This is a genomic window from Candidatus Accumulibacter propinquus (assembly GCF_056856495.1).
Map to the genome: position 1 here is coordinate 305681 of NZ_JBSEHC010000002.1, position 14233 is coordinate 319913.

Below are 14233 nucleotides of genomic sequence, written 5' to 3' on the forward strand. Positions count from 1 at the left end.
TTGATGCTCAAACCATTTCCTCACCACCTGCGCCGCCAAGCGTGATCTGGCCTTCGTCAGCCAGACGGCGGACAATCTTGAGGATTTCCTTCTGCTCGGATTCGACTTCCGAGAGCCGAACCGGGCCACGCGAATCGAGATCTTCGCGCAACATTTCCGAAGCCCTTTGCGACATGTTCCGGAAGATCTTCTCGCGCAGGGGCTCGGTGGCTCCCTTCATGGCCAGGATCAGCGACTCGGACTGAATTTCGCGCAACAGCAACTGGATTGCCCGGTCTTCCAGATCGAGGAGATTCTCGAAGACGAACATCTCGTCGAGGATCTTTTGCGCGAGGTCAGGATCGTATTCGCGGATCGAGTCGAGGACCGCCGTCTCATTCGCGGTACCCATGAAATTGAGCATCTCGGCGACCGTCCGGACGCCACCCATGGCCGATTTCTTGATGCTCGAAGCACCCGAGAGCAGGCGTAGCATGACATCGTTCAACTCCTTCAAGGCTTCCGGCTGAATGCCTTCGAGGGTGGCCACGCGCAGGACGACATCGTTGCGCAGACGTTCGGAAAACTGGTTCAGGATCTCGCTGGAATGGTCATGGGCCAGATGCACCAGGATGGTCGCAATGATCTGAGGGTGCTCGTTCTTGATCAGGTCGGCGACCGTCGGCGCATCCATCCATTTGAGGCCCTCAATCCCGTTGGTCTCGCCCGGTTGCAGGATCCTTGAGATCAGGTTGGACGCCTTGTCATCTCCGAGGGCTTTGGTGAGGACCGAACGAACGTAGGCGTCGGTGTCGACGTTCACTGCGGCGGATTCCTCCGCGGTCTTGTGGAACTCGCTCAGTACCTCTTCGACACGCGCGCGTGGTACCGATTTCAACGCCGCCATGGCGTGCCCGAGCTTCTGCACTTCCTTCGGCCCCAGGTGTTTGAGGACTTCAGCGGCGTAGTCCTCGCCGAGCGCGATCAGTAGAATGGCGCTCTTTTCGACGCCGTCGTCAGCTGGCATTGGCGCCGGTCCATTCCTTGATGATGTTGGCTACGATATGCGGGTCCTGTTGTGCCAGGGCGCGTGCCACCGCAAGTTTCTTTTCGAACAGTTCGGCGGCTGTCGGGACATGTTCCTTCGCTTCATCTTCCTCCTCGCCGGCGACGAGATCGAAATTGCCGCCGACGCTGGCCTCGCTCTCCGGCGGGCTGGGGAGCATCGTCTTGACCAGCGGCCGCACCACCCCGAGCAGCAGATAGGCGATGATGGCGGCAATTACGCCATACTTGATCAACTCTTTGGCCAGGGAAACCGTTTCTGGATCTCGCCACAGCGGCGGTCCCTCATCCTTCTCGACGACGGTGAACGGCGCGTTGGCCACCGAAATGGTATCGCCGCGCTCCTTGCTGTAGCCCATGGCCTCCTTGACGAGGTCGCTGATCTGTTTCAGTTCGTTGTCGGGCAGCGGCTTGTTGACCGCTTTGCCGTCCTTGCCGATTTCCTTGCGCTGATTGACCACCACCGCACCCGACAAGCGCTTTACCGTGCCGACCGATTGTTTGACGTGGCGGATGGTCTTGTCGAGTTCGTAGTTGATGGTCGAATTCTTGCTGGTGCTGATCGGTTGTCCAACGCTGGCGATCGGTGCTTGCACGCCGGCGGCGTTGAGCTGTCCTGGCAGTGGTTGCGCCGGCGTCGCGGCTGCACCCGCGCCCGGCACCGCCGGTTGGGTCAGCGGGGCGGTTGCCGGCACGGGGGGCTGATTGCTGAGGGCACCCGGAACGCCTTGTGCGGTCGGGTTGGTGCTGGCGGTTTCACTGGTTTGCTGGCTACGAATGCTGATCTCGGGGGGAGTCGTGTTCGGTCGATGCGATTCTGCCGTCTGCTCGGACTGCGAAAAATCGATGTCTGCGGCGATCTGGACACGGGCATTGCCCGGGCCGACGATCGGCTCCAGAATGTCTTCCACGCGCTTGATGATGCTCGCCTCGACTTCCTGGATGTATTTGACCTGTGTCGGGTCGAGGCCGGCTTCGAGCAACTTGCTTTTCATTTGCGACAGCAGGGTCCCGCTCTGATCGAGGAGGGTGACGCTTGAAGCCGCCAACTGTGGCACGCTGGCGGCTACGAGATTCTGGATGCCGGCGATCTGGGCCGCGTCCAGCGACCGTCCAGGATAGAGATTGAGCATTACAGAAGCCGATGGCTTCAGCTCTTCGCGCATGAAGACACTCGGCTTGGGTATCGCCAGGTGTACCCGCGCGGCCTGAACGGCAGCCACCGACTGGATGGTGCGCGACAACTCGCCCTCGAGACCGCGCTGATAATTCACTTGTTCGGCAAACTGGCTGATGCCGAATTTCTGACTTTCCATCAATTCGAAGCCGACTGCTCCACCCCTCGGCAGTCCCTGCGAAGCGAGCCGCAGACGCACATCGTGAACCCGGTTCGAAGGAACGAGAATGGCGCTGCCGGATTCGTTGAACTTGAACGGGATGTTCATCTGTTCCAGAGATGCGATGATGGCACCGCCGTCGCGCTCCGTAATGTTGGAGAAGAGTATCCTGAACTCGCTTTGTCTGAGGAGCGTGGCGGCCGCGACGAGTAGTGCGATCACCGCGGCGATCGAAACCATCAGCACCACCTTCTGCCGGTTGCTCAATCGCGCCAGCGCCTCGCGAGCGCGATCGAGCGGATTGCCCGCGCCTGTTGTACCTGTGGTTTCGGTTCCGGCTGCCGCCATGCCTGCGATACGGTGATAAACCTGCGATTAAGCAGGCAAAAAGTGAAAAAGGGCTGATAATCTGGCTGCTATTGTAGCTGTTAATTGCACCGGACCTTCGATCGGATGACTGAAGTCGGACAAATGCCGAGCCCCGAACTCAAAGCGCAGGAACTGCAGCGCGCTTTCGATGTGTTCAATCAGGTTTCGCAGGCGCTGACACAGTCGTATCAGGGGCTACAGAGCCGGGTCGAGTCGCTGACGGCGGAATTGGCGGTCGCCAATGGTGAACTTCGTCGGCAGTACGAGGAGAAGCAGGCGCTCTCGGAACGCCTTTCCTTGTTGCTCAATGCCTTGCCGGCGGGAGTGGTCGTACTCGACAGCGCAGGCCGGGTCAGCGAGGCCAATCCTGCCGCACGCCAGATGTTTGCCCAGCCGATCATCACCGAATCCTGGCCGGCGTTGATGCAGGCCAGACTGCTGGCGACCGAGACCCCTGGCGAGTGGCAACTCGATGTGCGGCGCCTGGCCATTGTCGAGAGCCCGCTAGACTCGGCAGGTGGGCGGATTCTGCTGATTCACGATGTGACTGCGGCGCACGGTCTGAAGGCCGATCTCGAACGTCACCAGCGTCTGGCGGCGATGGGCGAGATGGCGGCGTCGCTGGCGCACCAGTTGCGGACCCCGCTGGCAACGGCATTGCTGTACAGCGCCAATCTTGGTCAACCGCAGCTCGCCGACGACGCTCGCAGGCGTTTTGCGGACAAGGCGACTGCCCAGTTGAAGCGCCTCGAGCGCCTGATCCAGGAAGTGCTGCTCTTTGCCCGTGGCGAGAGCATCGGCCGCGACACGATTCGTGCCGACGAACTGCTTGCCGATGCCGCGCAAACCGTGCAACCATTGTTCATCGAAAGGGAAGTGAATTTCCGGGTCACCTGCCAAGCTGGCGAGGCAGTCGTCACCGGCAGCCGTAAGGCCTTGGTCGGCGCCCTGGTGAATTTGCTTGAGAACGCATTGCAGGCCTGCACATCGAGTGGGAAAGTGGTGCTTGGCGCGACCCTCATCGGCCTACAGTTGCGCATCGGCGTTCGCGATACAGGCTCCGGCATTGCACCCGAGGTTCAAGGACGCGTCTTCGAGCCTTTCTTCACCACACGCGGCCAGGGTACCGGGCTCGGCCTGGCGATTGCTCTGGGGGTTGCGCGTGCGCACGGGGGGACCATCGAGGTCAGTTCGGTGCCGGGCGAGGGGTCGGAGTTCGTTATCGTGCTGCCCGCCGACACCACCAAAGAGCGAAATCACTGAGGAAGGCTGGAACGGATGGCGGGCGGATTCCCGATTCTGATTGTTGAGGACGACGCCGCACTGCGTGAGGCGGTATGCGATACGCTTGAACTGGCCGGGCAGGCGGTAGTCTCGGCCGGCGGCGGCGAGGAGGCGTTGCAATTGCTCGCCAAGCGTGCCGTGTCGCTGGTCGTCAGCGATGTGCGCATGCTTCCGATCGACGGCATTGCCTTGTTGAAGGAAATCCGCAGCCGCTTTCCGCAACTTCCGGTGGTCCTGATGACGGCTTTCGCCGACGTCGACCGGGCCGTCGAAGCGATGCGCGCAGGCGCGTGTGATTTTCTCCTCAAGCCTTTCGAGCCGAAGGCACTACTCGAACATGTGCTGCGCTATCGCCTGCCGGAAGCGCTGGACGACGATGGCGTCATTGCCCATGATGTGCTGACCAGGAACCTTTTTGCGCTTGCCGGCCGGGTCGCGCAGAGTGATACCACGGTCTTGCTGACCGGCGAGAGCGGCGTCGGCAAAGAGGTCGTGGCTCGCCATATTCACCATTACTCGGGGCGCAGCAAAGGCCCTTTCGTAGCCATCAACTGCGCGGCCATCCCGGATGGACTGCTTGAGGCAACGCTTTTCGGTCATGAAAAGGGTGCGTTCAGTGGTGCCCAGCAGGCGCAGGCCGGCAAATTCGAACAGGCGCAGCATGGCACGTTGTTGCTCGACGAGATCACCGAAATGCCGCTTGGCCTGCAGGCCAAACTGTTGCGTGTCCTGCAGGAGCGCGAAGTCGAACGGGTAGGTGGCAAGAAGCCGGTAGCGCTCGATATCCGTGTCGTGGCTACCTCCAATCGGGACATCGCCGAAGCCGTGGCGAAGGGACTGTTTCGTGAGGATCTGTATTATCGGCTCAACGTCTTTCCGCTGCTGATTCCGGCGCTGCGGCAGCGCGCCAACGACATCGTCCCCTTGGCCCGACATTTTCTGGCGGCACACGGCGGCCGCGCCGGTCGTCCCGGTTTGCGCCTGTCGGCGGCAGCCGAATCCGCACTCCTGCGGCATGCCTGGCCTGGCAATGTCCGCGAACTGGAAAACGTGATTCAGCGAGCCGTCATTCTCGCACCCGGCGATATCGTCGAAGTCGGAGCGCTCCATCTGACGGCGGCGACTCACATCGCTCCGCTCGACGTCCAGCAACCGCAACCGCAACCGCAACCGCAGCTTCCGAACGCCAGCGCACCTCCGGCAAGGCTCCCGAAAACCGACAAGCTGCGGGAAGTGGAACGCGACCACATCCTGGAGACACTGGCGTCCGCAGGAGGGTCACGAAAGCTGGCGGGGGAGCGCCTGGGCATGTCCGAGAGAACCTTGCGTTACAAATTGCGACAGTATCGTCTTGAGGGTTTCCTGAAGAACTGAATTCCTGGTTGCAATGTTTGGCACGACCGAAGGTGCGGCGTAATTTTTGCTTTATGTTACTGAGCGGCGCTGCAGGCACGCGCGTTTGTGCGTCATGACGGTTTGGAGAGACGAATGGAAAGCAAGGGAATTGACCAGATGCTGAGCATGCTGCGGGCTTCGTCGGCAGCGGCGGGTGGTCGCGTCGCCGAGGGGCAGAATACACCTGCAGGTGGCACCGACTTCGCGCAGGTATTACAGGCTTCGATTGCACAGGTTAGTCAGACGCAGCAACAGGCGGAGACGATGGCGGCAAATTTTGCCGCCGGCAACAGCACCGAGAACCTGCACGAGGTCATGATTGCGTTGCAGAAGGCGAACATCTCTTTTCAGGAGATGATCCAGGTGCGCAACAAACTGGTTTCCGCTTACCACGATGTGATGAACATGCAGATCTGATGCGAGCAATGGCGTTCTGGTCTTGTATTCGGGCGTCCGGGCCCCCATAATGCCAAGCATGATCGTAATTCCGGCAGACCGGAAGCGTTCTGGACGCGGGTTCGATTCCCGCCACCTCCACCATGAGGGGGTGCACTGGTTTCGACAGGGTGACAGATGGCGCGCAGGCGATCCGAAAGGCGACGGACGTAATCCGAGCAAATCCATAAACGCCAACGATGAGCGTTTCGCACTGGCCGCTTAAGGCCTGCTGAGGACGTAGCCGTCCAATAAACAGAATGGCTATCGGCGGGGGCTTCGGCCCCCGCCGTCGCGTTGTCAGTTCGAAGCGTTTGCCAGGGAAAAATCGACCACCGCGGAAGTCATGTCACTGTAACGCGGGGTTGCACGAAACGATTGGCAGAAGCGCAACGCCCTCTGACTCATTAGTCGTAATTCGCGTCCACGTCCCGTTCAACCCGCGAACGGGACCCGATGGACAGATCTGTTCGTGCGGTCAGCGTTCCTTGACGGTCTCTTCAGTTTCGCGCTCGCTGAAACCAGTCAATTGCGACTCCAGTGCGTTGAAGCCTGGTTCTGCTGTCGGATGAAGGCGCGTCAGGCGTCTGATCAGACGCTGTTGGGCAAAGGTTTCTGATGGATCAGGTTTGCCCAGCAGGTATTCGGAGCCGCGCCGAGTCATCACCACCATCGAGTTGGAGTCCAGGCTGTAACCCACGACCGGTGAGGTCCGGATGTGCGAAGACGAAGGGAAGCGCGGATTGTTGCCATACACTCGCCCTTCGATACACACCAGCGCCTCACCGTCACGCGTGACGAAATCGAGCATCTTCCAGTTGTTCAAGATATTCATGGCGCGGCCTTTCCCAAAACAAGACGCGAAGCGCCGAAACAAGGACCCATTCTACTCCAGGCGCTGCCAAGGTGGCGTTTGACGAGTGAGAACCCTGCGCCGAGGTCTTCGTGGTCGCTGTGACCGATGCAAACAACAGTCATAATATTCACTCAAGGACATGCAAGAGGTTACAAGGACAACTGAAAACGCGTGCCTGCCGACGCGGGTCCCAGGCCAACCGCATGGCTCGGCAGGCTCCTGTCAGCTGGTGCCCCCAGGGAGTTTGCACTCAAGCTCGAAGCCCCCAGGGGGAATCGCGACATATGCCTCCGGGATGACCATCATCGCCCCGCGCCCCGCCTGAGCACGCTGCTTGCAGCGGTTAAAGCGTTTGGCAAGCATGCACCAGCAAAAATCATGCTAGTCGCCTGTTTTCGTCATGTTTGCATGTAAACCAAAGGATTACGGCTGCTGATCACGACCCTGTCGGATTGATATGTAAAATTTTCCGACAAACGGTACGGTGACATGCCCTGAGCGCTTGGTATGCCGGTATGGCCCTCCTACAGCAGGCAACCGAGTTCGTCGGCACTCAGCGGTTCGACTCGCGCCAATTGCTGCGCGAGCACAGCGAGAGTGGCTTCGGAGGCGTCGTGGCCACTTGCGAGTCGGCCGCGCACCCGCGACCGCAACTGTGCCGGTTTCGCCTGCGGCGCGACGATCCCGAAGGCTACTCCCGACTGAGTAGCGAGCGTCCGGAAGGAATCGCGCCAGGCTCGCTCAAGGAAGGTCGCGTCGACGATGACCGACCAGCCGGCAGCAAGCAACTCCTGGGTCAGCAGGTGCAAGCGTCGGTAGGTGAGTTCGCTGCGGTTCCTGGAATAGATGCCGCGATTCAGGGCCGAGCCGCTGCTGGCGGTTGCTGCGACGCCTAACAGTCGTTTCCGTTCGATGTCGGAGCGCAGGCGGACGGTCGTTGCCGAATTGTCGCCGAGCAGGATACGTTTCGATGCGCGACTCTTGCCGCAGCCCGAGACCCCATGAGTAATCAGCAGGCGTGCTGCAGGTTTGGCGACGAGGTGCTCGGCAAGCGCCAGGTAGTCGTACGCCTGGCGGTGAGCAGCGCTGCTCTGCACTGACCGGATTGCGGCCACTTTGGCACGTACCAGTGCACGATAGACGGCGTAGAAGCGCAGCACCTGCAGCGCGTCGTAGTCACCGCTGCACGCGAGCCATTCGTTGACCAGCCAGTTGGCGAGCCCCGGTTGCTGATGGTCGAGCAGGTCGATGTAGGTGAAGGCGATTTCGCTGGCGACGTCGATCCAGCGCAAGTCTTCGCTGAATTCGATACAGTCGAATAGGGTCACGCGCTTGTCGATCTGCACCAGATTGCCGAGATGCAGGTCACCATGACACTCGCGCACCCGTCCCTCCGCCTTGCGGAACGCGAAACGCGGGCGCAGGCGGGCAAACTCGCTGCGGGTCCAGTCGGCCAGCTGCAGTAGTCGCATGCGCTCGGAGTCGCCGGACAGCAGCCTGGCGAGTTCGTCAAAGTTGGCCAGCGCCGGTGCCAGAACCTGTTCGGGTTCGCCGAAGCGCGTCGAGGGGGGCGCCGCCAGCGCCTCCTGATGAAATCCGGCGATGGTTGCGGCGAGTTCGGAGATCTGATGCGGTCGCAATTGGCCGCGCGCGCAGAGGCGGTCCAGTCTGCCGGCTTCGGCGAAACGGCGCATCTTGACCGCGTACTCGATTGCCGGCCCGCAGCCGCCGACCTGCGGGTCTTCCGGCGTGCCAGTAAGGGCCACGACTGCAAGATAGAGCTCCGGGGCAAAGCGTCGGTTGAGGCGCAGCTCGGCTTCACAGCACGCCAGCCGCTTGTCGAGCGAGCCGTAGTCGAGAAAGGGCAGAAGTACCGGTTTCTTGATCTTGTAGACGAAATCCCCCGCCAGCAGAAGCCACGAGGCGTGCGTCTCGACGAGATCGACGCGCGCCGCCGGGTCGGGATATCGTGCCGTATCGAACATCGCTTCAATCAGTGGCGGCAGGGGTTGGCGCATGGTCTCAGTCTTTCGTGGTGCGCCGCAACACGGCTTTGCGAAGCTCTTCGAGCAAGTACATCAGGGCTGCACAGGCGATGGCCAGCAGCCAGCTGGCACCGCTAATCGGCGCGGTGCCGAACAGCCAGTTGCCGGCAGGGGCGTACAGGATGAAGACGATCACTGCCAGTTCGGCGAGAATTCCAAACTGCAGGTAAGGGTTGCCGCCCAGGCCGTAAGTGAACGAAGACCTGCGCGGGTGCCGGCAGAGGTAGAGATTGATCATCTGCATCACGACGATTGTTGCCAGGCAGGCCGCCGTCGCCTGCAGGTAGAGCGGGTCGGCGCGGTCCAGAACCTCGCCGTAATGCCAGGCACCGGTGTCGAGCACGAAAAAGAACGCCAGCATTGCCGCGGTCGCTTCGAGCATGCCGAGGAACAGATAGGCACGCGCGAGCAGGCCCCAGGACAGCAGGCGCTCGCCGCGTGCGCGCGGCGGCCTGGTCATCACTGCCGGGTCGGGTTTCTCGGCGCCGAGTGCCAGCGCGGGCAGCATGTCGGTGCCCAGGTCGACGGCCAGGATCTGAAGAATGGTCAGCGGCAGCGGGATCCTGAACAGCACGAAGGCGAGATAGGGTACCAGTTCCGGGATGTTCGAACTGAGGATGTAGGTGAGAAACTTGCGGATGTTCTCGAATACCGCGCGCCCCTCTTCGATTGCGGAAACGATGCTGGCGAAGTTGTCGTCAAGCAGAATCAGGTCGGCCGCAGATTTCGCGACGTCGGTGCCGCTGATACCCATGGCGATGCCGATGTCGGCGGTCTTCAACGCCGGGGCGTCGTTGACCCCGTCGCCGGTGACCGCAACGATCTCGCCTTTTTTCTTGAGCGCCTCGACGATGCGCATTTTCTGCTCGGCGGCAACGCGGGCGAAGATAATTTCCGGCGCATCCAGTGCCAGTTGCAGTTGCGTCGGGGACATCAAACGCAACTGCTCGCCGCTGATCACGGACACCTGTTCGCTGTGCACGAGGCCGATCTGGCGGCTGATCGCCAGCGCCGTACGCGGATGGTCGCCAGTGACCATGATGATCCGGATGCCCGCCGCCGTGCAGCGCGCGATGGCTTCCGGCACCGCGCTGCGCGGTGGATCTTCCAGGCCGATCAGCCCGGCGAGGATCATTTCCTGCTCATCGACGGGAACAACGCCATCAGCGACCGCTCGATGCGCGAAAGCGAGCACCCGCAGACCGGCGCCAGCCATTTCGTCCTGTGCCGCCAGCAAACGTGTGCGGGCGGCGGGATCGATCGTTGCCAAACCGGCATCGAAGTGGATGAACCGGCAGGTGGCGAGCACCGTTTCGAGGGCACCCTTGCAATACAGCATGCGACCCTGCGGTGTCTCGCAGAGTACCGACATGCGCTTGCGGTCGGTATCGAAGGCGATTTCGTCGACGCGGCTGAAACCCTGAAGATCTCCGACCATTTCCCGTCCGATCTCGGCGAGCGCAATTTCCATCGGATCACCGTGCTGGGTGCGTTGACCGTGCACGTCGACGTCCTTCAGGTTGTGGCACAGGGCGGCATTGATGAAGAGTTCGCGGTGTTCTGGTATCAGGTTCTCCTGCTTATCGAGTTCTGCGCGTGGCAGGAACGCTCCACCGACCCACAGTTGCTGTACCGACATATGGTTCTGGGTCAGCGTACCGGTCTTGTCGCTGCAGATCACCGTCGTCGAACCCAGGGCCTCGACTGCCGGCAGATGGCGCACCAGCGCATTGCGCCTGGCCATCCGTTGCGTGGCCATGGCCAGCGACAGGGTCACGGTGGGCAGCAATCCTTCCGGGACATTGGCGACGATGATCCCGATCGCGAACAACAGGTTCTCCCAGGTCGGCAGCCCCATTGCCTGGCCAACACAGAACAGCAGCACGCCCATGCCGGTGGCCAGGCTGGCCACGATGCGCGAGAGGCGCGCGATTTCGCGCTGCAGCGGTGAAGTTGTTGCGCCTGCGGTCTGCGTAAGATGGGCAATGCGTCCGAATTCGGTGTGCATCCCGGTGGCGAAGACGACGCCGCGGCCCTGTCCGGAAACGACCGAGGTGCCGGCAAGCACGACGTTTTTTGCCTGCAATGCGGATTCCTCGGTGCTGGGCTCGACGTTGCGCGCCTTGGCCAGCGATTCGCCGGTGACCGTAGACAGGTTGACGCGCAGGCCGAAAACCTCGATCAGCCGGCAGTCGGCGGGAACGTAGTCGCCTTCTTCGAGCAGCACGATGTCGCCCGGGACCAGTTCGCTGGCCAGCATCTCGACGATCTCGCCGCCACGCAGGGTCTTGACCTTCTGTGGCAGCAACTGGCGCAACGCGGCGACGGCGCGTTCGGCCTTGTACTCCTGCCAAAACGAGAAAATGCCGTTGACCACGATGACGCCGACGATGGCCACACCGAGGCGCGCCATTCCCTGACCCGGGTCGAAATGTTCGGCGATAAAGGCCAGACCGGCGCCGATCCACAGGATGATGGCAAAGAAGTGGGTGAACTCGCGTGCGCAACGCAACAGCAGAGGTTCTCGTTCCACCTCTTCGAGATGGTTCGGACCGAACTCCGTCAGACGACGCGCCGCCTCACCGGTGCTGAGGCCGCCAGCCACTGTTTTCAGGCTGGCCAGTGCTTCATCGACATCGAGGGCGTGGATCCGCAAGGGGCGAAACTCCTGCTAATGGCGCGAAGCCAGACAGCAATTTACACCCTTGTCCGGAACAAAGCATCAGCCGAAATGGCCAGGATCGCTTCAGCCGGCGTCCGGCGGGCGCTTTTTTCGCCATACGGGGAGCAGCGCGGCGAGCTTGTCGCGATGCGACAGACGTTCATCGGACAGCGCCTCAAGAAAATCCGATAACGGTTTCGACTTCACGACCGCGAAGCCAGTGAGCAGTACCGACGGAATGGCCACCAGGGCAAAGAAGAGGATTCTGTCGATCAACCCGTCCTGGGCGGCGTCGATCAGATTGATTCCCAGGAAGCCGGTGGTGATCGTCGCCACCAGTCCGGCTGTGGTCACCACCGTCAACCGCACCACCGTGTTGGCCTGCCGGCGCAGGCTGTCGCTGTCCAGGTACTGGCTCATGTCCTGGATTTCCTCTCGCAGCTCGGTGTATAGATTTTCGGTGCCCAGGTGATCACGGGTCATGCTGAACAGCGCTCTGGCCTGTGCCTGATCCGAGATCTCATGGAACCAGTAGCGATGGCTGAAGCGCAGGAAGACTTCGAGGATCTGCCGGATGGCGCGTTTGAATTGCTTGACCGATTCGGCGTTGCCAATCTCCAGACGATTGAGCGCCGTGACCAGACGATCCGAGAGCATCAGCAGCGCCGCTTTGTGGAAATGCGGAATCAGTGCCAGCAGGAAGAACTGGTGGCGAAACTGCCCGAGCAGACCGGTTTCCAGTCCAGTGAAGTAATCGTCATGGGCGCTGCCGACCATCACGAAGGCGTGGCCGCAGGACAGCAGGCGCGTTCCCGGATCGTCAGCCTGTGGATGCCAGAAGCGGTCGATGCAGTAGCGGCTTTCAAAACCTTCGAGATGTTGGTCGGAATAGGGCAGGGAGCCGTGCTTTCCAGGTCCGGTGACCAGGACCAGGCGGGCGAAGTCGCCGCGACTCAAGGTGCGCGGATCGTCCATCGCCAGGTAGGCCAGCAGCGGCATGCGGTGATACTCGATCTGCCGGTAGCGGACCAGACCCTGCGCATCCGAGTGGTGCAGCACCAGGGGGCGCAGCAAAAATTCCCAGTGCGAGGAAATACACGGCGCACGGAAACGGCTGACGAAAGACAGGTACTTGCTGCGCTTCTCGTAGTCGGAAGCGGACAACAACTGACCGTCCGCCGCCAGCCACTCGCAACGTTTGAGGCAATGGCCGCCACTGCCATCGTCGTCCCAGTACGGCGGATAGGCGCGGCCAAAGCGATACAGCGTGTCCTGTACCTGTCGCAGTTCGAGGTTGTCGGCGCAAATTTCGACGACCAGGATGACGACGTCGATGTCGTAGAAGAAATACAGGTCCAGGTGCACGATCTCGAAGTTGAGCGCCTCGTCGCCCTCCTTGAAGGTCATCCGTACCTTCGCCACGTCATGACGCCGGAAAATGCGGATCGGTGACTCGCCGTAGCGCGCGATGGCCTTCTGGCCTCCGCCCTCACCGTAAAGGAAGCGCTGGACGTATGGCAGAAAGGTGACGAACTCGCTGTAGTGGCGCTCGTGGAATTGACCGGGGTCGCCGGAAAACTCGTCGACGAGTTCATGCCACGGATTATCAGGTGAGGCCGCTTCGAGCAACTGGCTATGGCTGTCGATGGGGGCATCGGCGGGCAACGGCATCAACTGCAGCGGCCACATGAGGATCTGCCGGAAATGACTGACCCGCTGGTCTGCGGCCCTGATCTCTGCTGGCATGTTCACCTCCATGAAGAATCCAAGAAAAGATCAGTGCGACGGTTGCTCCGCGGCTGGTCATCACGGAAGGCTGCTGCGCTCGCCTTGTCCGGTATTCAGCAGCCAAGCTCGGCAAGCAGCGTCCCGACCATACGCTCGGCCTGGCGAAGATAGCCGCTGCCGAACAGGTTCAAGTGATTGAGCACGTGATAGAGGTTGTACAGCGTCTTGCGCTGCTCGTAACCGTCGCTCAATGGCCAGGCCTCACGGTAGCCCGCGTAGAAACTGTCCGGAAAACCTCCGAACAGCTCGCTCATCGCCAGATCGACTTCGCGGTCGCCGAAATGGACGGCCGGATCGAACAGGGTCAGGGTGCCCGTCTGGTCGGTCGCGGCGTTGCCGTGCCACAGGTCGCCATGCAGCAGGCTGGGTTGTGGGTGATGGTTGACGAACAATGCCGCAAGTTTGCCGGCCAGGCGTTCGCCGTCGGCGATCAGCCGGTTGTACTGGGCGTGTCGCCTGGCCAGTTCGAGCTGCGGCAACAGGCGCCGGTGGGCAAAGAAGAAGGGCCAGGTGCGATGCTCGGCATTGTGCTGTACTGTGCTGCCGATGAAGTTGTCACGATGCCAGCCGTACTGCAGACCACGCTGGCGGTGCAGTGCGGCCAGTGCATGCCCGGCCTTCGCCCCGTGCTGGCCTGTACGCAGGGCTTGCAGCGGCAGGTATTCGAGGAGCAGATAAGCCTGCCGGCCGCTCACGCCGTGCCCGACTACCCGCGGCACGCGCAGTGCGGGACAAGCGGCCAGCGCACGCAGGCCATCAGCCTCGGCAGCGAACATGTCGGCCAGTTTGGCGTCGTTCAGTTTGACGAAGTAGCGTTCGCCCGCGCTTGCCAACATCAGCGCGCGCGAAATCGAACCACCGGTGATTTCGGTCAGCGAGTCGATGTTTGCCGGTGAACCCGTGCCGCCGCTGATGGCCTCGCACAGTGCCGCAGCAAGCGGCGCATCGAGCTGCTCCTGGCCCGGTCTCATGACCCTCCTTGCGGCTTGAGTCGAATGCCGGTCAGCATCGCGACCCT

Annotated in this window: 10 protein-coding genes and 1 other RNA gene; 4 read left to right on the forward strand and 7 right to left on the reverse strand. The window is 61.5% G+C overall.

Going from position 1 to position 14233, the window contains the following annotated elements; translation table 11 throughout:
* Window positions 1–7: 7 nt before the first annotated feature.
* Together fliG and fliF are read right to left on the reverse strand one after the other, a co-directional pair.
* Complete coding sequence (gene fliG, locus AC15MQ_RS03940; RefSeq protein WP_332335912.1) at window positions 8–1006, reverse strand: flagellar motor switch protein FliG; 999 nt, start codon at window positions 1004–1006, stop codon at window positions 8–10.
* The gene (gene fliF, locus AC15MQ_RS03945) at window positions 996–2729 is read right to left on the reverse strand and encodes a flagellar basal-body MS-ring/collar protein FliF (protein ID WP_483079386.1); all 1734 of its coding nucleotides are present in this window, start codon (window positions 2727–2729) and stop codon (window positions 996–998) included. The genes fliG and fliF overlap by 11 nt, the downstream gene beginning before the upstream one ends.
* 123 nt (window positions 2730–2852) lie before the next feature.
* Here fliF and AC15MQ_RS03950 point away from each other — a divergent pair, with 123 nt between their 5' ends.
* The 4 genes from AC15MQ_RS03950 (at window position 2853) to ssrA (ending at window position 6159) form a co-directional block, all read left to right on the forward strand.
* Window positions 2853–4013 (forward strand): sensor histidine kinase, encoded by a 1161-nt coding sequence (locus AC15MQ_RS03950; protein ID WP_287665800.1) that lies wholly within the window; start codon window positions 2853–2855, stop codon window positions 4011–4013.
* A gap of 15 nt (window positions 4014–4028) precedes the next feature.
* Window positions 4029–5408, forward strand: coding sequence for a sigma-54-dependent transcriptional regulator (locus AC15MQ_RS03955; RefSeq protein WP_483079387.1), 1380 nt, complete (start codon window positions 4029–4031; stop codon window positions 5406–5408).
* A 114-nt stretch (window positions 5409–5522) separates the two neighbouring features.
* Window positions 5523–5846 (forward strand): flagellar hook-basal body complex protein FliE, encoded by a 324-nt coding sequence (gene fliE, locus AC15MQ_RS03960; RefSeq protein ID WP_287654635.1) that lies wholly within the window; start codon window positions 5523–5525, stop codon window positions 5844–5846.
* A 9-nt stretch (window positions 5847–5855) separates the two neighbouring features.
* Window positions 5856–6159, forward strand: a transfer-messenger RNA (tmRNA) gene (gene ssrA / locus AC15MQ_RS03965).
* 183 nt (window positions 6160–6342) lie between these two features.
* Here ssrA and AC15MQ_RS03970 read toward each other — a convergent pair.
* The 5 genes from AC15MQ_RS03970 to AC15MQ_RS03990 all read right to left on the reverse strand — a co-directional run bounded on the left by AC15MQ_RS03970 (window position 6343) and on the right by AC15MQ_RS03990 (window position 14186).
* Window positions 6343–6741 carry a hypothetical protein gene (locus tag AC15MQ_RS03970; RefSeq protein WP_350497034.1) on the reverse strand — a complete coding sequence of 133 codons (399 nt, stop codon included), beginning with the start codon at window positions 6739–6741 and terminating at the stop codon, window positions 6343–6345.
* 503 nt (window positions 6742–7244) lie between these two features.
* Window positions 7245–8738 carry a bifunctional aminoglycoside phosphotransferase/ATP-binding protein gene (locus AC15MQ_RS03975; protein WP_483079388.1) on the reverse strand — a complete coding sequence of 498 codons (1494 nt, stop codon included), beginning with the start codon at window positions 8736–8738 and terminating at the stop codon, window positions 7245–7247.
* A 4-nt stretch (window positions 8739–8742) separates the two neighbouring features.
* Window positions 8743–11421, reverse strand: a complete 2679-nt coding sequence (locus tag AC15MQ_RS03980) for a cation-translocating P-type ATPase (protein WP_483079389.1) — start codon at window positions 11419–11421, stop codon at window positions 8743–8745.
* A 90-nt stretch (window positions 11422–11511) separates the two neighbouring features.
* Window positions 11512–13173, reverse strand: coding sequence for a hypothetical protein (locus AC15MQ_RS03985; RefSeq protein WP_483079390.1), 1662 nt, complete (start codon window positions 13171–13173; stop codon window positions 11512–11514).
* A gap of 95 nt (window positions 13174–13268) precedes the next feature.
* Window positions 13269–14186, reverse strand: coding sequence for a fructosamine kinase family protein (locus AC15MQ_RS03990; RefSeq protein ID WP_483079391.1), 918 nt, complete (start codon window positions 14184–14186; stop codon window positions 13269–13271).
* Window positions 14187–14233 lie beyond the last annotated feature (47 nt).